Source organism: Paenibacillus sp. FSL W7-1279, from assembly GCF_037969845.1.
Lineage (GTDB): Bacteria > Bacillota > Bacilli > Paenibacillales > Paenibacillaceae > Paenibacillus_AQ.
The window spans coordinates 3,004,637-3,026,756 of record NZ_CP150215.1; the positions used below are offsets into that span (position 1 = coordinate 3,004,637).

A 22,120-nucleotide genomic window follows, 5' to 3' on the forward strand; every position below is an offset into this window, starting at 1 on the left:
CATCATATCCACACATCGGAGCCTGACGGCTCCTCGGTCCGCCCGAAGAGATCGGCAGGAGTAGAATCAGTCGGACACATCCGCACCGACTAAGCACAGTCGCGCCCGGGTGCTATCGCAGTCTTAAGTCATTGGGACGTCGTGAATACAGTAACGTTATAGGAAATCAGCACAAAACATATTTATGGAGGATTAACAATTGAAGATAGTTAGTCAAGTTCAAGAAGATGAAGTAATAGCAGAATTCTTATTTGCAGAGGTTAACTCAGATAGATTTAAAGAAGGAATATTAAATGCACTTGGAGACCATGATTTGAATTTACTTATTAAACCCAATTTGAATGATCAAGCCGAGAACCAAATTAGACGAGATATTCTTGGTCAGACAAGGGGGTTCGGTCGCAATACGGATATGTTTGAGAATTTTCCTACAGAAGTTAAATGGTATAAAGCTTTCTTTGAGAAGCAAGATCTAAACGAAGTAATGTATATCAACTATAGTTATTGGAATGAATTATCAAGTAATACTAGACTTCCTTTGCAGGCATCGAAAAATATCATGAATCAAATTGAAGTCTTTGGAGTTAGTAACCAAGGATTTCTAGATATCAACTTAGCTCTCAAGAACGGTAAAGTATTTCCAAGATTAATATTTGTGTCTATGAATGAGAATTCGCGAGTAGTTGTATTAGAAGGTCACGCGCGGTTAACGGCTTATTATTTAGATAACGATTATATACCTGATGAACTTGAAGTAATTATCGGGTTCTCTGATAAGTTTAGCGTATGGGACTTATATTAAGAACATTTTGTAGGTTGTTCATAGATATTAATGCAGATCTGAAATAGAAACTATTTTGGGGAAGGTGTCTTCATGGACAAGAAGTCTGTAAATAGATCAATCATTATTGGCGCTGGCGAAGTTGGCGTAACCATTTCGGAAATCATGGATAAGAATGTTGTTCATAAGACAAACAGGCTCTATTGGGATACAAAAGGCAATGACTTCTTAAGAGCAATTTCACTTCCTTATTATGGATGGTTTATCTCAGAAGAAAAATGCCAGCTCTTTGGCGATATCTCAGGAAAAAAACTGCTGGAGATCGGCTGCGGCAACGGCCAATCCTTGCAATATCAAGGGGAACGCAACCCATCTGAATTATGGGCTGTGGATATATCGGAAAAACAAATTGAAAAGGCAACGCAGCATTTGGAGTCACTCGGTCTATCGGCAAAATTCATCTGTTCTCCCATGGAAGAAGAATGCGGCATACCGGCGGATTATTTTGACTATGTTTATTCGATTTATGCCATCGGTTGGACAACCGACCTTGAAGGTACCTTTTGCCGTATCGCTACGTATCTTAAAAAAGATGGTGTATTTATTTTCAGTTGGTCTCATCCTATACACAGATGTGTTACTGATGATAATGGTAGGTTTGTTTTTAGAAAGAGTTATTTCGATGAAGCTTGGTATCCGGTAGCTGTTGATGAAGGTGAGCTATTATTAGCGGACCGTAAGCTATCAACCTATGTGAACGCGCTGGCGAAAGCGGGATTTGTAATTGAGCAATTGATTGAGCAAACTGATGATGAGATTATGCAATCGCGGGACGATAAAAGCGATTTGGCCAAGAGAGCGAAGATGCTTCCTGTAACCTTAGTGATTAAGGCAAGAAAACTATAATATCTGATGACAAAGCGAAGCATGTATAAAGAACTTTAGAGGTATCAAGGAAGGCATTGACATCCGATAACACTATTTTCACGCATTGGGCATACGCCCTCGGTCCGGCAGAAGGTAGAACGTTAGGCGAAATCCTCAAGATATTCAGAATAGGGGGGAAGAATTAAGTTGCTTCCTTGTTGTTCAAACAGTAGAACTATTTTCAGAAGGGACCTGCTGATGAGAAGAAGATATTCTATTGAAAAAGCAGAGTGGACAGAAACAAGAGAAAAAAAGTATCAGCAAGACTGTAGAGATATTGTATTTAAGTTCGATGATGAGCTTTTACAGCAAGATGACGCTGTTTATTTGAATAGAAAAGAAGGACAAACTATGGTGATAAAGCCTTTAAATCAATAAACATTTTGGTACGAAATATGGTTAAAACTCAAAGACATCTACAATACATAATGAAACATAGAATTTAAAAGACAGATTAAAACCTAGGCAGATCTGATTGAAGACCCTTGTGAGCAACATCAGGAAGTCGAGAACTACGTCTAACATAATATTCACGCTGCGGACATTCGTCCTTGGCCTGGCATCCGCCGGGCATTCAGTAGACGCTGAGTCGTGAATACATAAACGTTAGATGAATCGCTAGAAGATAATGAAAGTAGGTGTAATCAAAGGTGTATCTAAACCAGTTTCATGCAATGATTGGATCACTCGTTGGGGAATTACTTATTAAATTTAAAGATCAAGGGGAATATGGTTTCACCAATAAAACTCAAAGAGAATGTAAACGAATTGGCTATTCAACGAATATTACACCGGAATTGATTGAACAAGCATATGAGAAAAAGATCGATTTAATGATAACTCATCATGACGCTTGGAATTTCATCTATGGAATGAAGGACGAGTGCGTGCGCAGGCTCAAAGCTTATGATATTGCCCACTTCTTCATACATTTACCTTTGGACTATGCTGATTTTGGTACAGGACAGTCGTTATTAAATGAGATCGGTCAAATACAAATGATCCAAGGATCATACTATGTGAATGGAGAAAGTCGAATCGGTATAGGAGAATTGCTTGAGACAATTACATTCAATGAGTTAGTGACTCGATTGAAATTGCGATGCAATGAAGAGGTAAAGGCTTGGAACTTTGGAACGCAGTCAATTCAGCGAATCGGAATCCTTACGGGAGCAGGCGATGGTACGAAACATGTAAGAGAAGCTTTGGAAGCACAGTGTGATGTCTATATAACAGGGGAGAAGACGTTATATACAATTCAGTATGCTGAATTTTCAAAGATCAATTTGATTGTAGGGAGCCACACATTTACCGAGGTGCTTGGTGTTCGATCGCTTGCAAATAAAGTCCGAGAGTCGTTTCCAGAAATCGAAATTGTATACATTGAAGAAAAACATATGGAATAGATTGCGAGGGTAACTCAAGGCGACTTTGACTAACACAGCATTCACGCATCGGCTGACGTTCTCGGCCGCAGACGTGGATTCGAGGAAGTGATTGCCGCCGCAATCAATAAAACCATCTTGGGGTGAAGCATGGAAGATTGTATCTACTGCAATATTACTCAAGAAATTAATCATGAAGTTCTATTAGAAAATGATTTGTGTATCTACTCATTAATGCAGGATCAAGAAATACAAGGGGCAGGAATAATTGTGCCTCGAAGCCACAAGGAGACAGTGTTTGATTTGAGCCAAGAAGAGTGGAATGCGACTTATCAGCTACTTCATGAGGTCAAAATCTATTTAGACGATAAATACAAACCAGATGGATATAATGTGGGTTGGAACTGTGGTCAGCAGGAGGACAACATATATTTCATTCTCATTTACACGTCATACCAAGATTTTCGGATGAAACATACGCAGGCAAAGGAATCCGGTAACTTTTTAAGAGTGATATAAATAAAAGGAATGGGAAATAAATAACAACACTTTGTGAGCAGTTCAAGAAGGCAGCTGCGACACACCCGCACCACCCAACGCATCTCGGCCGGATCTAAAGGTCCTAAGGGAGTGGGGCGTCGGGAACACGACATCGTTATAAGAAATCGGCGAAGAGCGTAAGCCGATTATTGATATTCAGATATCTGTAAGGGATTTAGGCAATATAGAGACAATCATATCTGGACTTGAATCTTTAGGATAACTCATATTCTTGTAAGGCAAGCAGGTAGCTGGTCTGAACAATTCAATTTATTATTTCGAGATAACTTAAGAACTCATGAAGAATATGTAGGGAGAAAGAAACAATGAAAAAGTACATACTCTTCGATCATGATGGTGTTCTGGTTGATACTGAATACTGGTATTACAAAGCGGGAGAACGCGCTCTTGCTGACATTGGATTTACCTTGGATAAAGATCAATACCTCCGCGACATGACCCAGTCGCTGGGCACTTGGTCCCAAGCTAGGGCGGCAGGTATTGATGAACAGACCATAAGCAAGCAGCGTGAGGCCCGCAACGTCTATTATCAGGAATATCTAAGAACAGAAGCCATAGAGATTGAAGGCGTAGTTGAAACTCTAGCCGAACTGTCAAAGTACGTCCGCATGGCCATCGTGACGACTGCAAAACGGGCGGATTTTCAACTCATTCACGAAAAGCGCCAGATTAGACAATTCATGGATTTCGTCCTTGTTCGCGAAGACTACGAGCGCACCAAGCCGCACCCGGAACCATACTTGACCGGCATAAAGCGCTTCGGTGCTACCAAAGAAGAGACCCTGGTTGTAGAGGATTCAAACAGAGGTTTGAACTCAGCCGTGGCGGCTGGTATCGACTGTGCTATTGTCCATAACGACTTCACAAAAACACATGACTTCTCACAGGCAAGCTATCGAATCAAGACTCTGATTGAACTAAAGGACATTATTCTGAATGTAACCTGAGAGAGCATTCGCCAGCGTGTCCCGTACTCACTTTTAATGATATAGGTGATTGGGTTACAAGAATTCATGAACGGTCAGGAATAGATATGGACATTGTACGGCTGTCTTTGAAAGTATATTCGAAGTCATATAACAAAACATTCACGCTACGGGACGAAAAGCCGACCCTTAGTCCCGGAAGCATGAGCGAGGAAGCAATTGCCGGGACACATTCGCACAGGCTAAGTCCGTGGAAACCAGCGCATTCGCGCCTTAAGCCAGTGAGGGATCGTGAATACAACAACGTTATGTGAAATTCGGTAAAATCTAATAAGGAAATACACCGGGAATTTAGCATACATGTGCGGAAAATTAATAACATATTAATTTTCTTTACATATTTTGCACAGCAATTGTAAAGATCTATTATCAAAAAATCCTACAATTATAGTTGAAGGAGGTGGCTAATGGATAACTTTAAAGCCCTTGAAAGTGTAGTTGAATATCTGGAGAATGAAATTTCCGGCTCGAATGAAGTTGACTTTACTGTCATTTCAAAAATTGCATGTTGCCCGGTCCCTTTATTCCAACGAATTTTTGTTTATATTACCGGAATAACAATATCCGAATACTTAATGCATCGTCGACTGACATTGGCAGGTTATGACATAAAAAATAGTAAGGAAAAAATAATTGACATAGCTATGAAATACGGATTTAATTCTCATTCTTCGTTTACTTGAGCATTCAAACAGCACCATAAGTTTTCGCCCTCTAGTATTAGGAAGGGAGGGGTTAAGCTTAATGACTATCCTAGAGCCTCCTTTACAAATATCAGAATTGTAGGAGGAAAACGAATTATGGCAAATCTTAAAAGAATTGAATACATGGAACATGGTCCTCGAAAAATTGTAGGCATGATGAAAATGACTTCATTTCAAAAAGCAGGAGAAGAATGCTGGGGTTCAGCATTTAATGAAGGTTTGTTTGACAGATTCTCCGAAATTGAAAATTGGATCTGCAAAGACATTGATAATTATGTTGGGCTTGGTCACATGAGTAAATTTATCGGAAAGGATAGTTTCCAGTATATCATAGGTAAATTAGTTCAACCTGATGCACCAATTCCAGAAAATATGTATTTTCAGAATATTCCAGCAGGAACAGTGGCTAAAGTATGGATCGAAGCAGATAATCTTAACGATATTATTGATTCTGCATATTTAATTTGTTCCGAGGCGATTGAGAAAACAGGATATAGGATTGATCATGAAAACTTTTATTGGTGTGATGTTTACACATACGATAGATACTGCATCCCACTAGAGAAGAGAGAAAAAATTATTCTTGATTATTTATTGCCTGTTATTAAATAGCGAATAAACTTCGTTAAAGCACTCCTTGCATGCAATACGTGGAAGCCCTTCCAAAGATGTCATTGACTTCAGTTAACATAATATTCAAGCAGCGGCTCCTTGTGGAGCCTTGGTCTGCTGGATGGATTTCGAGCTAGCATTTCAGCAGACGTATCCGACTTTGTCGAACGTCTTGAATACGAGAACGCTAGATGAAAGAAAAGATCACATGAAAAACACTAATGAGGAGATTAAATGCTGAAGGAAATACAAGATTACTTAAATGATAGGTTTCCTGAATATTGGAGCGATATCAACATTCGTTTTGAGTTAGGTGAGCCTTATCGAAACGGATCGAAACGAAGAATAAATCAAGTAAATAAAAGAGTAAATACAATTTTCGAAGAGCTTTTCAAACCCACAGATCATATTTTTCTCATAGTTAAAGACTGGGGATCCTATGAAGACCCAATGTACGGGAATACAACACCTGAATATCTTTATGAATTACTCCGAGAAAGGATAATTGAAGAGGAAACTCTCTTTGATATCGATGAAGACGAAGATGTAGAGGGAAATAGCATAGAGGTTAAAATAGAATTTCATTTTAAAGTTTTGGAGGGATTGGTTTCTTCAATTCCATATAAGAAAATTTTTGAAGGAATTTCACATTATGAGCAGGGAAGAGAACCATCCATAGGACAGAGCGTGTACATCTTAAACAAAGATAAAAATATACTATTTCATATGTATGATGACAGAGGATGTATCGCTCACGCTACTTCAAAAGAACAGTTAATGTCCCTATATAGAGAGTATAACGATTGGATAGTGGATTACTGGAGAGAGTATTTTGATGGTATTTTCAAGGATGCATGATCCTTCGTCCAACACCATATTCCAATTGCGGGGCATTCGCCCCTTGGTTGTAGGGTGTGTAATTGTAGAAGGAATTCAGACAACACACGACCCAGCATAAGATAAGGGTTATCTAAAGCCGGGCCGGGTCGCGTCGCAGATACCAAACGTTATGTGAACTCACAGTGTGATATTTAATGAAAGCATTTAAAGGAGTCCTGTATGAAGACAATTATCTATATGGTTAGGCATGGAGAATCACCATATAATGAAGGAAATGAAAGAACAAGAGGGCTTACCCCAAAAGGAAAGGTCGATATTGAAAAAGTAACGAAGTTACTTATAGGTGAAGGAATAGACAAGATTATATCAAGTCCTTATACTCGAGCAATTCTTAGTGTTGAGGGATTGGCCGAGAACTTAAAGTTAGATGTTGAAGTATTTGAAGATCTTAGAGAACGACATTTTGCATCTTATTTTATTGAAAATGCAAAGTTAATGTCTAGTATCAGAGAGAGTTTTAATGACCCTGATTATACCTTGCCGGGTGGAGAGTCTAATGCTGACTGTCAGGAAAGAGCAATCTCAGTTCTAAAACCCATATTAAAAGAGTACAGAGGGAAGAAAATAGCAATCGGGACTCATGGTCTTGTAATGACTTTGATGATGAATCATTTTGATTCATCTTTTGGCTTGGAGTTTTTGAATCAATTAAAGAAACCAGATATTTATAAAATGCAATTTGAGGACTTAGAATTAGAAGAGGTAACGAAAATGTGGAATGACCAAATTTCTTAAGGTTTATCGAAGAGGACTGCGGTATTACATAACAGAGTATTCGCGCTGCGGGGGCAAGCCCCCTTGGTCTGCCCGAAGCAATTCGGAGAAGTATGAGTATGCAGACAACCCTGCGAGGCTAAGTGGCTAAGCCACCCAGTCGCATACGCTCCCTTAAGCCTCACGGGTTCGTAGATACAAGGAACGTTATGTGAAATTGGGGCAAATTCAAATAAATTTACTATTGATGGAGGTCCTTAAGATGAAAAATATTGTAGGTCATATCGATTGTGTGTATTTACCTGTCATTGATCGAGAAGAAAGTATTAAATGGTACCAGGAGAAACTTGGCTTTCATTGGACAGGATTTAGTTTTGACCTTGGTTTTGGTCCAGAGATAATGCTGGTAACGGTCAATAATAATGAAGATGTGAAACTAACGTACAAGACGGATTTCTGGGAAGATAAAGACTATGAAATGCATATTCTAACATACAAATCAGACAATATAGAAGAGACATATGAAACCTTGAAAGAACGAGGAGTAAATGTATCAGAGATAAAACTGTATGATGGAAACCGAAAGAATTTTAGATTTTATGATCTTAATGGAAATCGATTTGATGTATGGTCTGGCTGGCTTTGATTTTGAATAGTACAGGTATTCGATAAAGACCAAAACATTACATAACAACGTATTCTCACATCATACTCACGCCCTCGGTCCGCAGAAGTATTTTCGAAGAAGCAGGGGCTGCGGACAACCCCGCACCACCTAAACGCATCGGCCAGGAAACCGGGAGAGTAAGATAAGGGCTATCTAATTCTCCCGATTTCCTTTAAGGTGCTGGGGGTTCGTAAATGCAAGAACGTTAGCTGAAATTGCTGTCAATGTGCATAAAAGAAAGGAATAAAAAACAATGAATAGATCTGCGTTCACAATCGCAGTCAGTGGTCCATCTGGATCAGGCAAGAGTACATTAACTAAGCAATTAAGAGATAAACTTGTAGATGCAATATCTTTCTACTTTGATGACTATGCTTCAACTAATAAATATCCAGATAATTTTGATGAATGGTTGGAAAAAGGTGCCGACCCTAAATTAGTTCAAAACCCAAATTTTAATAGAGACTTATATGAGTTGGTTCAAGGCAGGTCCATAAAACTACCTAACAACCAAATCGTAAAATCAGAAAAATACATTATAGTCGAAGAACCTTTCGGTAGAGGTCGGGAAGGAATGGTCGAACTAATTGATTTTGTAGTCTGTATTGATATTCCATTAGAGGTAGCACTGGCTCGTAGGATTTTAAGAGGGATACAAAATACTGAGTGTTCTCCAAGTGAAACTTTAAAAAACTTCGAAGAATATTTGTCTCAGTATCTTATCGTAGTGCGAAATTTATACCAAGCTATAAATTCAAATGTCATGGCCGATTGTGATTTAATTGTATCTGGTCTTGAACCAATGGATGTAATTACGGACAAAATAATAATAGAGCTTGAGAAACGAAGTATAATATAACTCAAAGAAGACAGCAACATCAGCCGGACAACCCTGCACCGACTAGGAGTATTTTAAAGAATGGAGTGACCTCTTTGGATATTGAGATAGCAATTTCAATAGCTCTTAAAGCTCATAAAGGCCAAGTTGATAAAGGCGGAAACCCATATATTTTACACCCAATAGCAGTTATGAATAGGGTTGAAACAATTGAAGAGAAGATAGTTGCAGTTCTTCATGACGTTGTAGAAGATACGGAAGTAACAATTGATCAATTAAGGGAAACAGGATTTACAGATGAGATACTAGAAGCTATAAATTTATTAACAAGAGCTAAGGAAGACAGTTATGAAGAATTCATTGATAAAACATTAAAGAACCGAATAGCTAGAAATGTAAAGATAGCTGATATTAAAGAGAATATGAATTTATCAAGAATACAAGATCCTTCAGAACAAGATTACATGCGACTCGAGAAATATAAAAGAGCATTGGAAAGACTGGAAAGACTGGAAAGACAATTTGAAAGTTAATCAAGAAGAGGGTATACGCATAACACCATGTTCACGCTTCGGGTCATTCGCCCACAGTCCGGCAGAAGGAAATAGTGATTATGTAATGAAATAATCAGGTGAGAAATTTGTACACGAGGAGAAAAAACTATGGAAAAAAATAAATTACTAAGAATGGACAATGTAGGTATCGTTGTAGAATCCCTTGATGACGCAATTTCTTTCTTTGAGGAGATTGGCTTGACCCTCGAAGGGCGAACGACTGTCGAAGGGGAATGGGCTGGTCGCGTAACCGGACTAGGTTCTCAGTGTGTAGAGATTGCTATGATGGTTACCCCAGATGGCCACAGCCGACTTGAACTTTCGCGATTTCTCACCCCACCTACGATATCCGATCACCGGACGGCTCCTGTAAACTCCCTTGGTTATCTACGCGTCATGTTTACAGTTCAAAACATTGACGAGATGGTATCCAGACTCACTACTAAGTATGGTGCTCATCTCGTTGGCGAAGTGGTTCAATACGAGGATTCGTATCGGCTCTGCTACATTCGTGGAACCGAAGGACTTCTAATCGGTTTAGCGGAACAACTCGGTAACAAATAAGTAAGTGACGCTTTTTTTAAAAATACTCTATTGAAATATACGTTAATAGAGTAAAAATAAAAGAAAAGCTGTGTGAAAGTGTCCCGAAGAAGTTAGATTCGTCATATAACAACATATTCACGCATCGAACATTCGCCTACGGTCCGCAGAAGTTATTGGTAGGGAAGTATAGGCTGCGGACACTTCCGACATTCGTCGGACGTCGTGAATACTGATTACGAGATTATTATAATTTATGAATTACGCACTACGGCCAAACTTAGTAAAAACTATAATGTATATACATTAAGAGAAGGGTGTAATTGTAGGGGAGCGTAGCTAATTGTGAATAAATCCTACTTATTTTTACTTATTTTGGTTATTTTATTTTTATCGGCTTGTCAATCATGAGAACAATTAAAGCCGATAAAAGAAGAAACAATTGAATTCGACATAAACACTGCAATTGAAATGGTTGAGAAGAAAGAAAAAATGATCATTGATTTAGCATTGAGAGAAAAGGTGTCAAAACTGGAGTATAAGGAATTAGAGAAATCTTTTACCGAAGAGTTTGGAGTCCATGCTAAGGATATTCTATCTATATTATTTATCAATAATATGGATTCCGATCCCGAGTCAGATATGTATGTACAACAGAACACATTATACCCAACACTCTTTCATGAAGGAATAACTATAACAAATGCGGTCGTTTATAAGAGCTACTTCGAGAATGAGTTTATTAATCAAACTAGATTAAGCATTGAGGAAGAATATGTTGGTGATGATGAGAAGTTAAAGGATTGGAAAAGAGAATACATATTTACTCCAAACAAAAATGGAGAATGGGAATTAAATGGATTTTCTGGAGTGATGAATTTATTAGGCGAAGATTATAATATGAATTATTTAGAGTTAAAGAGGTAAAAAGTTAACTATCGAAGACCATCACATGTCGATATGGCAAAAGAATCTCATGGAGCATAAGCTACGATTTACCGAGGTATGGTGCGCTCGAACTAAAATAAGTCATACCATGATACCACGACGCTACGCACCTTAAGCACCCTCGGGTTCGTGAATACAAGAACGTTATGGAGACATCATCGTGATATAATCAAAGCAAAACCGATTAGGGCAGGAGAGATAGAATCCATGGATGATTTTACGAAGAAGCGGATTATGAAAATCATGGACCAATACACCCGAAATGCAGTACCAGAACATGTGAAAAGCCAGATTAGAATCAGTTACAAGATCAGAGGTAATCATGTGACATTGATTGAAGAAAGACAAGGATACAAAAGCGATCAATGGGTGCAGCTGCCAGTAGCTCAGTTCAGATTAGATGAGAATGAATGGAATATATATTGGCAAGACAGTAAAGGGAAATGGCATTTCATAGATGATATAGAACCGAATGAAAATTTTGAAATACAGTTAAAGATCGTGGACGAAGGGCATAACGGAATGTTTTGGGGTTAACTCGAACTGGTCCATGACATCTATAACATAATATTCACGCTTCGGTATCTTCCCCCTTGGTCGTTAGAAGTATTATGCTGAGGCTAACTCGTGACGACACCCGGCTTAAGCCAGATGCTATCTAAGGCCAAGGCGCGTTGTGTATGCAAAAAATCATAGATGGCAAAGAAACTTACTTGGTTGCTTATCATAACGAGGGTTATACTATTATTAATGAGCCTATTTAGGCTGCGTTATGCCGAGCATCATAGTTTGGCTTCAACAGGCTATTTCTACGAGGATCTCCTTCTGGATGAATAATCATTAATGATGTAGAACGCACCGATTGAAGAATACGAGCAGCATGAATCGAACAAAAAAGTGGTGGTTAAATTGGGGTAACCGTTAAAGATTTACTGCAGCTGCCTTCATTTAGAGGAGCTCAGGTGGTCACTGGAACAAGCAGACTACATCAGACCGTTTCCTCTTTATCTGTGTTAGAGGTGGCGGATGTCAATTTCTTCTCGCAAATTATTCAAACCGTTCAAGAAGAATGGTATGCCGAAGAACTGGTCATTAGCTCTTTTTATTCCATTAAGGACAGCGTGGAGCAGCAATGTAAAACGGTTCAATATTTGCATGACCTTGGTGAAGTGGGATTGATTTTGTACTATGTTGGCATTATCATGCCAGATATAGCCGATGAAGTGCGCGAGCTGGCCGAATCTCTGAATTTTATTATCATTTGCATGCCGAGAAACGATTACTCTCTTAGGTATAATGAAGTTATTTTTGAAGTCATGGAGGCTATCGTAAGCAATCAGAATGTAAATGAGCATTTCGTGAATGAATCACTGGAAAAGGTCTCGCTGCTGCCGGAACATTTGCGGAGCGTGGAAATTACCCTTAAACTGCTGTCGGACCGGATGAAAGCGAACATCGTTCTGACAAACAGCAGCCTGGATATCATCAATCGTGTCATGTGGCCGCGGAATTCCTCGCTCGATGTTGCGAATCTAATCCGGTCCATGGCGCCCTCCATTTTGAATGACAGAATAGGAGAAGGCGAGCTGGATTCGTCCTGCTTTGTTGAATACAAACGTGTGCATCAAAAAAACGGGGAGATCCTTTACCTGTTTCTCATTAAAGAGAATACGAAGCTGCCGCCGAAGACGATGGAGCAAGTCAGCGAGGTGGTGCAGGTGGCCATCAATTTGTGGGGAGACAAGCATAACGAGGTCAGCGAATACGCTTTGGTTAAAGCCATCGTGAATGATGAAAGCGAAAAAATGCGCAGATTGGCCAGTTTGCTCCATATTGACGTTTCCGCCATCCAAATGATGTGGCTCGTTTACATCCGGGATTTGTCGGAGGAAAGAAGGATAAGGGAAGACTTGAAAGCGCATCTCTCGCAATATTATAAAACCGCGGTCATTCAAACGATCGATCACTGCGTTGTTGTGTTGCTGGGGAATTGCTCCTATAAATACAATGAGTTTGAAATCGCAGTGGAATATATCGAAACCACGAGTCTCACCGCTGAAATATCAAGCATCGTTTATTCTCCGAGGATGCGGAACACCCAGGACGTACGCCGCATGTACCAGCTCGTAAACGGAGTCTCTAAAGAGGTTCACCGCATCTATCATAACCGCAAACTATACACCGCGGCTGAAGTCCGTTCCATGAAACGGGCCATAGACCTCAGCAAACAAGGGGAAGAGATGACGGAAGAATGCTTGTCCGTTTTGGAGCCTATCATGGACGACCCTGACGCATTGAACACCCTGATGACTTTTCTTCTGGATGCGAAGGGGAATATGGATGACTGCAGCAAGCTGTTGTTCGTCCACAAAAATACGGTGAAATATCGCATTAAAAAAATTTGCGAGCTCATAGGATATGATGTGACCATCAATTCGGAATCGTACGATGTTTATACGGCCTGCATGGTCTACCGTCTCATCCATAACTAAAAAGTTCCGATGTTTTGTCCAATAAGACAAAAACATCGGATTTTTTTTTGTTATCTGAAAAAGACGCTAACCTGCTTCATCTTTTACAATAAGAAACAAATATTCGAACCAACAAGATTAGGGGGGATCATATGAAAGCCGTTAAAAAGCATCAATCCTGGTTCAGTCTCGGAATCGTATGGGCCGGCGCGGTCATTAGCATCCCGAGTTTGTTGGTAGGGAATGCGCTTGTCGCAGGAATGGGATTATCCACAGCACTGCTCGTCACGTTGGCAGGCTACGCAATCATTGTACTGCTCATGATTTTGCAGGGCATTCAAAGCACGGACTTAGGAAAGCCGACCGTTCAGGTCGCAGCTCAGGTATTCGGCAAAACAGGGTCTCGTACGATTCTGTCGATTATCCTCGCGATTGCGTGTCTTGGCTGGTTCGGGATCCAGGCGAATGTGTGCGGCGCAGCCTTGGCAGACCTGCTAGCCAAGACCGGAGTGAACATGCCGGTGCCATTGGCATCTCTTATATGCGGTTTCGTGATGGTGATATCGGCCGTCTATGGCGTTAAAGTGCTGCGGGTGATCAGTTATATCGCCGTTCCTTTATTGGTGGGAATCAGCATATTTGGTCTTATCGAAGCCTTGACCGGTGACTCCCTGCAGATCATTCAGCATTATAAGCCTGAGGGAGCGATGAGCTTTACGGACGGGCTGGCGGTAACGCTGGGTTCATTTGCCCTGGGTGCAGTCATCGCGGGAGATTATTCGCAATTTTCTGGAAAACGGTCCGATGTCCTGAAAGCGGCTCTAATCGGGATTGTTCCGGCAGGCTTGCTGATGATCGGTGCAGGGGCTGTCCTGACGATTGCTTACCAAGCCAGCGATATTACAGCAACCTTTTTGAGCATTACGACTCCGTTTGTTGGCGGCGTGGTGTTGATCCTGGCTACGTGGAAGACCAACCTCGTGAACGCGATTTCAGGCGGATTTGCCTTCATTAACGTGTTCAACGTATCGAAGGAAAAAGAAAAATGGGCCGTCGGCATCGCGGGAACCATTGGGACCGTATTGGCCGTCGTCGGTATACTGAACTATTTCACTCCGATCATGTCCATCCTGTCGGCTATGATTCCACCGGTTGCAGGCGTGATGATCGCATCTTACTGGATGCTTGGAAGAGGGGATAAGAGCCGCTGGCATGAGGTCGAAGGCGTGAATACACTGGGCGTCGTTTCCTGGCTGTTGGGTGCGGTGATTGCTAGTACCCCTGTTGTGTTATCCTTGTTCCCAAGTTTGCCGCAAGTACCGAATCAGCCGTTGATCGGGATTGTTATTTCTTTTGTCGTGTATTATGCAGGCTATCGTTTATCGGCTCAGAAAACCGTTATATTGGAGGAATCATGAATGAGATATTTAGATAAAGCAGCTGTTGAAAACATCGCCGTTGGCGCAGCATTTCTGGGAACCGGCGGAGGGGGAGACCCTTACATCGGTAAATTGATGGCTCTCTCGGCCATTGAGAAGTTCGGACCAGTAAAACTATGCTCAGTCGATGAGATTAAGGATGAGGACTTTTTCATTCCGGCTGCGATGATGGGGGCGCCATCCGTATTAGTGGAGAAATTCCCCAGAGGGGACGAGTTTGTTAAGGTTTTTCAAAAATTAGCAAATTACTTGGGAGAAGAACAGATCGCCGGCACGTTTCCGATGGAAGCGGGAGGCGTCAATTCCATGATTCCCATCGTTGTTGCGGCGCAGCTGGGATTGCCTCTGATCGACTGTGACGGTATGGGGCGGGCGTTCCCGGAGCTGCAAATGGTGACGTTTAACCTGGACGGCATTCCGGCGACACCGATGGCGATTACGGATGAAAAAGGGAATATCGGTATCTTTGAGACCATTGATAATAAGTGGACGGAACGGCTCGCCAGAGCGGCCACGGTTGAAATGGGCGCCAGTGCTTTAGTAAGTCTGTACCCGGCAACGGGTGCTCAAATGAAGCAAAGCGGCGTTCATCATATCGTGACCCTCTCCGAACAGATTGGAGAAATCATTACATCGAAGAATCGGGACGCAGGCGATAAGCTTCAAGAGCTGCTGAACCTTGTGTCTGGCTATGAGCTTTTCCAAGGTAAAATCGTGGATGTCATCCGGGAAACCAAGGGCGGTTTTAACCTCGGTCAAATGCATCTTGATGGAATCGAAGCACATAAAGGCGGAGTGATGAAGGTTCATTTCCAAAATGAAAACCTGGTTGCCGAAAAGAACGGTCAAGTTATAGCGATGACCCCCGATTTGATCTGTCTGGTTGATTACGAAACCTTGTCGCCTGTAACTACGGAGAGCCTGAAATACGGTAAACGCGTACGGGTTATTGGACTGCCCGCTCATGATAAGTGGAGAACGGAAAAGGGAATCCAGACGGCAGGACCAAGATACTTCGGATATGATTACGATTATGTTCCTATTGAGGAAATGGTGAAAAAGGCGGTGGCTGAGAATGTATAGAATCGGGATCGATGTAGGCGGCACCAACACGGACGCCATCATTTTGGATGAGAATTATCATCTGGTTCATGCGGTGAAATCACCAACAAGTCTAGATATTAGAACGGGTATTGAAACCTCGCTCCGGAATTTGCTGCAGGAATCGAATATGGATAAAACCCAAATCACGCATGCCATGTTAGGTACAACCCAGTGCACGAATGCCATTGTTGAGCGCAAAAAGCTGGCCCAAGTCGGCGTCATTCGTCTGGGTTACCCGGCAACGGCTTCCGTTGCGCCGTACACGTCCTGGCCTGAGGATATGGTTCGGAAGCTGTCGGGTAAATATGCACTCGTTCATGGCGGATATGAATATGACGGCCAAGTGCTTGGAGAAGTCGACGAAGCTGAAATTATAGCTCTTTTAGAGGAATGGGGGAGCAGTGTCGAGTCCATCGCGGTCATTGGTGTGTTTTCATCCATTAAAAATGACCAGGAGCTTCAGGTTCGCGATCTCATCCATCAAGTATATGGACCGGAATTCCCTGTTTCCTGCTCATCCTTGATCGGTTCGGTAGGATTAATCGAGAGGGAAAATGCGACCATACTCAATGCAGCATTGTGCAAGGTTATTGAAACGACTACCCAAGGATTTGTGCAGGCGTTAGAAGAAGAAGGCATTACAGACGCAGCGGTGTTTTTATGCCAGAATGACGGTACCTTAATGTCGATCGATTACGCTAAACAATTTCCGATCCTAACCATTGCATGCGGGCCAACGAACAGCATACGCGGGGCCTCTTATTTGGCGAAGATCAAAGATACGATGGTTCTCGATGTGGGAGGGACTACATCGGACATTGGTGTTTTGCAGGACGGGTTCCCAAGAGAATCCTCGGTTGCAGTCGAGGTTGGCGATATCCGCACGAATTTCCGCATGCCGGATATTATCTCCGTTGGGCTGGGAGGCGGAAGCATTGTGCGTTCGGAGAACGGTAAAATCACGGTGGGACCTGACAGCGTAGGATACAAGATTGGACAGGAAGCGCTGGTCTTTGGCGGACATACGCTGACTACAACAGACATTGCCGTACGGCTGGGTCTTGCGGACGTCGGGGATAAGAGCTTGGTAGCGCATCTGGATGAAGACTTCGCTAAAAAGGTGCAAGCTGAAATTGCAACCATCATTGAGCAGGCCATTGATAAAATGAAGACATCGTCGGGAGATGTTGAGCTTGTATTGGTAGGCGGCGGCAGTGTCGTTATACCGGATACGATTCGCGGGGTATCCCATATGATTAAGCCTGAGAACGGGGGCGTAGCCAACGCCATTGGCGCGTGTATTGCTCAAATCAGTGGACAATATGAACAAATTTATATCTATTCTACAGAGCCACGTGAGGATTCATTAAAAGATGCGCAAGAAAAAGCCGTGCAGCAGGCGGTGCTGGCTGGCGCTGATCCGACTACGGTGGAGCTCGTGGAAGTGGAAGAAACCCCGCTGGCTTATCATCCGGGAAATGCGACGAGACTGAGAGTGAAAGTCGTAGGAAACATGAAGTAGAAGGGAGGCTTCACATAAGTTTATACAACTTGTGTGAGGCTCTTTTTTGTTACTTAACATCGTATCCACGCTGTGGGGACTTGTCCCTTGGTTCGCAAGATGAGACAACAGAGAAGCTGAATCAGCTCACTACCCTGCTAGGCTAAGTTCGTCGGACCCGGCGCATTCGCGCCTTAAACCTCTCGGGTTCGCAGATACAAGAGCGTTATGAATAAAAATAAACAAACAAAACCTATAAAAGTGTTATAAATTGAGTTATACTGAGGTAAGAATAAGTAAGGAGCCGTGCTGGAACACGACTCCAAAGCACAATAACTGCATAAAGAGCAGTCGGCCACAGGAGTTAGGTCGAGAAACAGACCGTTACCTTAGCGAGGGCGGTCTATTTCTTTTTCATGTAGGTAAGCAATGCCAAAATGAACATGCCGAACATGAACATTAAGGAAAGCGCATCTTTGACCTCCATGGGCATCACCTCCCTTCTGGGAGATTAGCCGACCGCCCTTATAGCCGTATATTGTACTTAGAAAATTATAACATATTGGACTAATAAATACTGATATTATCATGAATTACGAATTGAGAAAATAAAAGATTGAATAACAAAAGTATGTATTGTAGGAATCACAAGAAAGGCAGTAACATCACTTAACAATGCATCTACGCTGCGGGGCTTTCGCCCCTTGGTTGTTGGACGATTTTTCGAGGAAGAATATTCTGACAACACACGACCCGGCTAGGATATCTATGGCCGGGTCACGTCGTAGATGCGAGAACGTTAGACGACAGACCGAAGAAAAAATATATAAAGGCTGATGACAGTATGAAATTAAAGCAACGAATGTGTGAGCTTCTGGGACAGTAAAGGTTTGCGAATACAACAAAAAAGAGTATATGTACGTTAAACCCATGCAGAGGAGGTTGAGAAATTTGGATAAAGGGAGAATTATATATTTGAATGGCGTTACAAGTTCAGGTAAAACTTCAATAGTAGAAGCTATGCAATCTTACTCGAATCCATTTTTTTATGTAGTTGCCAATGATCTTTTTGAAAATACGATTGGTGATAAACATCTACAGACAGATTACTGGAAGTATTTAAGTGAAGTAATAATTATAATGTACCATACAGCAAAGTTATTTTCGGATAGTGGCAAGCATGTAATAATCGATGGGATACTTGTTGAAAGGCCTGAGTTAAAGCCACATTATGAAAAAGTCAAAGAGATTTTTAATGGGTATCCTTTGGAGATAGTCGAGGTGTACTGTCCTCTAGATCTTTGTCGTAAGCGAAATATAGAGCGTGGTGATAGAAGAGAAGAACAATCAGATGAGCAAAATAAAATAATGTCGCAAAACATTCGTTATAGCTGCTCAGTGGACACGAGTTTGAATACACCAGAAGAATGTGCAGAAATTATTATTACATCATTATTCAAAAAGAATGTTAAACAATCGTAAATGAGTATTATTGATAGCGACTCACAGGAGTCAGGTTCATCGGATAACAACGTGATCTAGCTTCGTGGCTATCGTCACTCGGTCTCTCGAGGAGTATCATGGAAGTAGATGAAAACACATCGATTCCCCTAAGATAAGAGCTAACTAAGGGAACCGACGTCAGGAACACAAGAATGTTAGATGAAATATCAGCAGTAATTAATTTTTAAGGACGGATAGGATGGAAATATCAAACAAAAAAATCAATGAAATTCTTAACAAAGAGCATAGTCCTAAATATCATGATAAATCAGAACTAATTGATGTAGCGTGGCCAGACTTGGTGGAAGTAGAAGGTTGCATTTTAATGAAGAAATACACTGAAGATAATATAAAAATTAATATTAGACATATTATTCATCAGTTTGGAGATCGGACTGGATTTGAAGCAAGTGAAAACCATGTTCATATGATAGATATATCAAAAACCTTTAAAAAACATCCTTTAGAAGGGTTGAGGTTTGCAAAGAAGCTATTAGAAATATGGTCTCTTAAACTGAAAATTGATTTTCCAGATTATGAATTTATACTTATCTTAACTTATCATGATGATGACACAATTTTACGGTTTCATAGATTAAGAGAATCAGAAGAGACTTGGATAAACATTAATGATATAGAGGATTTTGAAGAAGGGATTATGATTAGGAAAGTGTAGTCGTAGAGGGCAGATACCTCACCTAACCTAGTATCTACTCTCTGGCTTTGACCTTGGTTTGCAAGGGGGATTAAGCAAAGGGGGGACTCAAGCGAACAACCTTGAGAGGCTAAGTCTGTCGGATCCAGTCGCTACGCTCCTTTTATGGGGTATAAATATATCAGTATAACAATTAGAAAAGGCAAAGCAACATTTGAAGGCGTGCGGTCTTTCGGATGTGTTCTCCTATGTAAGAAGAATGTGACATAGTCGTAGATTATTTTGACTTTGATTATTCGATTTACTACATAGGCTGGACAACTGACCTTGAAGGAACCTTTTATCGGGTCGCTTCTTATATAGAAAAAGGACGGCGTATTTATCTTCAGTTGGTCTCAAGCGCTAGCATCAGATAACAATATATTAACGCATCTGAACACGAGAACGTCAACTGAAACCTGTGAGAAAGGAAATAAACCAGAATATGTATAAGAAGTATGAAATTAAGTATCCTAGATCAGAGTATGTCCAAGTGATTATTTCTATTTTAATTACTTCAATACTAATACAAGTGCTTCGAATAGATAATTTATTATCTGTTATTTGTGTGGTTATATTATTATTAGGTAACCTAGTCCGAGTAGTAATGCTATTGAAGAGGATATTAAGAAAAAATAGTGAGCTGGAAATTACAGAAAATACAATTAGGCTTAATCAAGCTAAAGTATCAGTACAACAAATCGAAAAGATTATAATAGAAGGTTATTTTGTACAGAGTATCGGTATCAAGTTATACGGAAGAAAATTAGTTTCAATGGATTTTCATTTTAGATTTAAGAATAACGAGGAAATAAATATTGAAGAATTAAAGCAATGGGCAAATAGGAACAGGATAAAAGTAACTAGTGGAAGAATATTCAGATGGATATAGATATCCTGAAAGTAATTAAGGGTGTCCTGCCATCCGGTAACCGCGTATCTACTCTTCGGGCGTACGCCATTGCGGTACGATGAATTTCATAGAAGCGGAAGACCACCATTCGCCGACTAACCGTATCAGCAGCCCTCCGGACTTAAGTTGGTGAAGGTTCGCAGTTACAAGAGCGTTAGTGGAAATTATTTTAATAACCAGGAGAACAAAATGAAAAGAATGATGATAATTGGATCTGGAGGATCAGGGAAATCTACATTCTCAAGTAAACTCTCTGAAGTCTTAGGCTTACCATTGTATCATTTAGATGCGTATTATTGGAAACCTGGATGGGTTGCAACCCCTAATCACGAATGGGATGAATTTCTAAGAGACATTATACAAAATGATATATGGATTATTGATGGAAATTATAATCGAACAATAGATATTAGAATTTCTAGAGCAGATACAATAATTTTCTTTGATTTACCTCCGTGGATAACTACTTATAGAGTCATTAAACGAAGAATTATATACCATGGAAGAACAAGACCAGATCTGAATGAGGGATGTCCTGAGCAATTAGATTGGGAATTCATGAAGTGGGTATGGAATTTCAGAAAACATAAAAGACCAGGAATACTCGAAAAGTTAAAAAAATATGAAAAAGAAAAAAATATAATAATACTTAAAACACCAAGGGAAGTAACTAATCTAATAGACAAATTAAATAATTAAATTCGAATAAGAGCAATAACATCTTCTAACTTTGTATCTTCGCACAGGGGTGGAGCCTCTTGGTCTGCATGAGGGATCTCGATGAAGCATATTCAGCAGAGCCATTGAAAGGGATTGAAAATGACAAAAAGAAACACTTATATCGTAGTCATTATCATTGCGTTAGTAACCATTTCTTATTTATACTTTTCTCCGACTACAGTGCACAAAGAGATGGAAGGCTTAGTCTATTCTTTTGATTCGGACTTTGAAAGGAAAACTCAAATGGTGATATCTGGTAATTCTAATCGAAATGTATTTTCTAGAGATTCGTTTATTGGCGAGTTAGTCGTAGATGATGATCTTTCATATGATGTTGAACTTTATTACGATGGAGGGAAGTTATTTGGGACAATTACAACGTTTGGTAAGGACGCAATGCTTAAATCAGTAGGCAGCGTGATGGCTACTAAAGAATTAGAATATATATGGATAACGCTGAATGATATAAATGAAAAGTATGGTATTCAAGAAGGATATATTTTTAGTCCAGCAGATAGCAAGGAAGAAGCGAATAATCTAATTAAGAAAGAACTAATGAAAGTAACTCAATGAGGTGTAGTCTTCAGGTAACAACACATTCACACTGCGGATCGCTACCGCGCCCCTTGGTCCGCACTGAGAACTATTGAGGAAG

The 22,120-nt window shown here is 40.7% G+C and carries 26 protein-coding genes and 1 pseudogene; 26 read left to right on the plus strand and 1 reads right to left on the minus strand.

Features of this window, described 5'->3' with window-relative positions; all coding sequences use genetic code 11:
* Positions 1-199 precede the first annotated feature (199 nt).
* The 20 genes from MKY82_RS13360 (at position 200) to MKY82_RS13455 (ending at position 17,656) form a co-directional block, all read left to right on the plus strand.
* Complete coding sequence (locus MKY82_RS13360; protein WP_339296258.1) at positions 200-802, plus strand: hypothetical protein; 603 nt, start codon at positions 200-202, stop codon at positions 800-802.
* A gap of 72 nt (positions 803-874) precedes the next feature.
* Complete coding sequence (locus tag MKY82_RS13365) at positions 875-1,687, plus strand: class I SAM-dependent methyltransferase (RefSeq protein WP_339296259.1); 813 nt, start codon at positions 875-877, stop codon at positions 1,685-1,687.
* Positions 1,688-1,906: 219 nt separating this feature from the next.
* Positions 1,907-2,086: a hypothetical protein gene (locus MKY82_RS13370; protein WP_339296260.1), complete on the plus strand. Its 180-nt coding sequence runs from the start codon at positions 1,907-1,909 to the stop codon at positions 2,084-2,086.
* A 296-nt stretch (positions 2,087-2,382) separates the two neighbouring features.
* Positions 2,383-3,114 carry a Nif3-like dinuclear metal center hexameric protein gene (locus tag MKY82_RS13375; protein ID WP_339296671.1) on the plus strand — a complete coding sequence of 244 codons (732 nt, stop codon included), beginning with the start codon at positions 2,383-2,385 and terminating at the stop codon, positions 3,112-3,114.
* Between the two features lie 129 nt (positions 3,115-3,243).
* Positions 3,244-3,612, plus strand: coding sequence for an HIT domain-containing protein (locus tag MKY82_RS13380; protein ID WP_339296261.1), 369 nt, complete (start codon positions 3,244-3,246; stop codon positions 3,610-3,612).
* Between the two features lie 347 nt (positions 3,613-3,959).
* Positions 3,960-4,601, plus strand: a complete 642-nt coding sequence (locus tag MKY82_RS13385; RefSeq protein WP_339296262.1) for an HAD-IA family hydrolase — start codon at positions 3,960-3,962, stop codon at positions 4,599-4,601.
* A gap of 446 nt (positions 4,602-5,047) precedes the next feature.
* Positions 5,048-5,323: a helix-turn-helix domain-containing protein gene (locus tag MKY82_RS13390; RefSeq protein WP_339296263.1), complete on the plus strand. Its 276-nt coding sequence runs from the start codon at positions 5,048-5,050 to the stop codon at positions 5,321-5,323.
* A 117-nt stretch (positions 5,324-5,440) separates the two neighbouring features.
* Positions 5,441-5,956, plus strand: coding sequence for a GyrI-like domain-containing protein (locus MKY82_RS13395; RefSeq protein WP_339296264.1), 516 nt, complete (start codon positions 5,441-5,443; stop codon positions 5,954-5,956).
* Between the two features lie 234 nt (positions 5,957-6,190).
* Complete coding sequence (locus MKY82_RS13400; protein ID WP_339296265.1) at positions 6,191-6,814, plus strand: DUF3885 domain-containing protein; 624 nt, start codon at positions 6,191-6,193, stop codon at positions 6,812-6,814.
* 201 nt (positions 6,815-7,015) lie between these two features.
* Positions 7,016-7,591, plus strand: coding sequence for a histidine phosphatase family protein (locus MKY82_RS13405; protein ID WP_339296266.1), 576 nt, complete (start codon positions 7,016-7,018; stop codon positions 7,589-7,591).
* Positions 7,592-7,832: 241 nt separating this feature from the next.
* The gene (locus MKY82_RS13410) at positions 7,833-8,216 is read left to right on the plus strand and encodes a VOC family protein (RefSeq protein ID WP_220685654.1); all 384 of its coding nucleotides are present in this window, start codon (positions 7,833-7,835) and stop codon (positions 8,214-8,216) included.
* A gap of 274 nt (positions 8,217-8,490) precedes the next feature.
* Positions 8,491-9,096, plus strand: coding sequence for a hypothetical protein (locus MKY82_RS13415; RefSeq protein ID WP_339296267.1), 606 nt, complete (start codon positions 8,491-8,493; stop codon positions 9,094-9,096).
* A 74-nt stretch (positions 9,097-9,170) separates the two neighbouring features.
* A complete protein-coding gene (locus MKY82_RS13420) occupies positions 9,171-9,608 on the plus strand; it encodes an HD domain-containing protein (RefSeq protein ID WP_339296268.1) in 438 nt (145 codons plus the stop codon).
* A gap of 129 nt (positions 9,609-9,737) precedes the next feature.
* Complete coding sequence (locus tag MKY82_RS13425) at positions 9,738-10,193, plus strand: VOC family protein (protein ID WP_339296269.1); 456 nt, start codon at positions 9,738-9,740, stop codon at positions 10,191-10,193.
* A gap of 471 nt (positions 10,194-10,664) precedes the next feature.
* On the plus strand, positions 10,665-11,099 hold the full coding sequence (locus MKY82_RS13430) for a hypothetical protein (RefSeq protein ID WP_339296270.1): 435 nt from the start codon (positions 10,665-10,667) through the stop codon (positions 11,097-11,099).
* A 228-nt stretch (positions 11,100-11,327) separates the two neighbouring features.
* Positions 11,328-11,657: a DUF3024 domain-containing protein gene (locus MKY82_RS13435; RefSeq protein ID WP_339296271.1), complete on the plus strand. Its 330-nt coding sequence runs from the start codon at positions 11,328-11,330 to the stop codon at positions 11,655-11,657.
* A gap of 425 nt (positions 11,658-12,082) precedes the next feature.
* Entirely contained in the window at positions 12,083-13,612 is a 1,530-nt protein-coding gene (locus tag MKY82_RS13440; RefSeq protein WP_339296272.1) for a PucR family transcriptional regulator, read from the plus strand.
* A gap of 131 nt (positions 13,613-13,743) precedes the next feature.
* Positions 13,744-15,009: a cytosine permease gene (locus MKY82_RS13445; RefSeq protein WP_339296273.1), complete on the plus strand. Its 1,266-nt coding sequence runs from the start codon at positions 13,744-13,746 to the stop codon at positions 15,007-15,009.
* Complete coding sequence (locus MKY82_RS13450; protein WP_339296274.1) at positions 15,010-16,113, plus strand: DUF917 domain-containing protein; 1,104 nt, start codon at positions 15,010-15,012, stop codon at positions 16,111-16,113.
* Positions 16,106-17,656 carry a hydantoinase/oxoprolinase family protein gene (locus MKY82_RS13455; protein WP_339296275.1) on the plus strand — a complete coding sequence of 517 codons (1,551 nt, stop codon included), beginning with the start codon at positions 16,106-16,108 and terminating at the stop codon, positions 17,654-17,656. Before MKY82_RS13450 ends, MKY82_RS13455 begins: the two co-directional genes overlap by 8 nt.
* Positions 17,657-18,038: 382 nt before the next feature.
* Here MKY82_RS13455 and MKY82_RS13460 read toward each other — a convergent pair whose 3' ends face one another.
* The gene (locus tag MKY82_RS13460) at positions 18,039-18,122 is read right to left on the minus strand and encodes a putative holin-like toxin (protein ID WP_220687457.1); all 84 of its coding nucleotides are present in this window, start codon (positions 18,120-18,122) and stop codon (positions 18,039-18,041) included.
* A gap of 464 nt (positions 18,123-18,586) precedes the next feature.
* On the opposite strand from MKY82_RS13460, the gene MKY82_RS13465 reads away from it, so the two are divergent.
* The 6 genes and pseudogenes from MKY82_RS13465 (at position 18,587) to MKY82_RS13490 (ending at position 22,038) form a co-directional block, all read left to right on the plus strand.
* Positions 18,587-19,117 carry an AAA family ATPase gene (locus MKY82_RS13465; protein ID WP_339296276.1) on the plus strand — a complete coding sequence of 177 codons (531 nt, stop codon included), beginning with the start codon at positions 18,587-18,589 and terminating at the stop codon, positions 19,115-19,117.
* A 220-nt stretch (positions 19,118-19,337) separates the two neighbouring features.
* Positions 19,338-19,814 (plus strand): hypothetical protein, encoded by a 477-nt coding sequence (locus MKY82_RS13470; protein WP_194542235.1) that lies wholly within the window; start codon positions 19,338-19,340, stop codon positions 19,812-19,814.
* A 142-nt stretch (positions 19,815-19,956) separates the two neighbouring features.
* Positions 19,957-20,213, plus strand: a pseudogene (locus MKY82_RS13475) (class I SAM-dependent methyltransferase); the annotation flags it as partial.
* Between the two features lie 64 nt (positions 20,214-20,277).
* The gene (locus tag MKY82_RS13480; protein ID WP_339296277.1) at positions 20,278-20,724 is read left to right on the plus strand and encodes a hypothetical protein; all 447 of its coding nucleotides are present in this window, start codon (positions 20,278-20,280) and stop codon (positions 20,722-20,724) included.
* Between the two features lie 210 nt (positions 20,725-20,934).
* Entirely contained in the window at positions 20,935-21,444 is a 510-nt protein-coding gene (locus tag MKY82_RS13485; protein WP_339296278.1) for a DNA topology modulation protein, read from the plus strand.
* Positions 21,445-21,564: 120 nt separating this feature from the next.
* Positions 21,565-22,038 carry a hypothetical protein gene (locus tag MKY82_RS13490; RefSeq protein WP_339296279.1) on the plus strand — a complete coding sequence of 158 codons (474 nt, stop codon included), beginning with the start codon at positions 21,565-21,567 and terminating at the stop codon, positions 22,036-22,038.
* Positions 22,039-22,120: the final 82 nt, after the last annotated feature.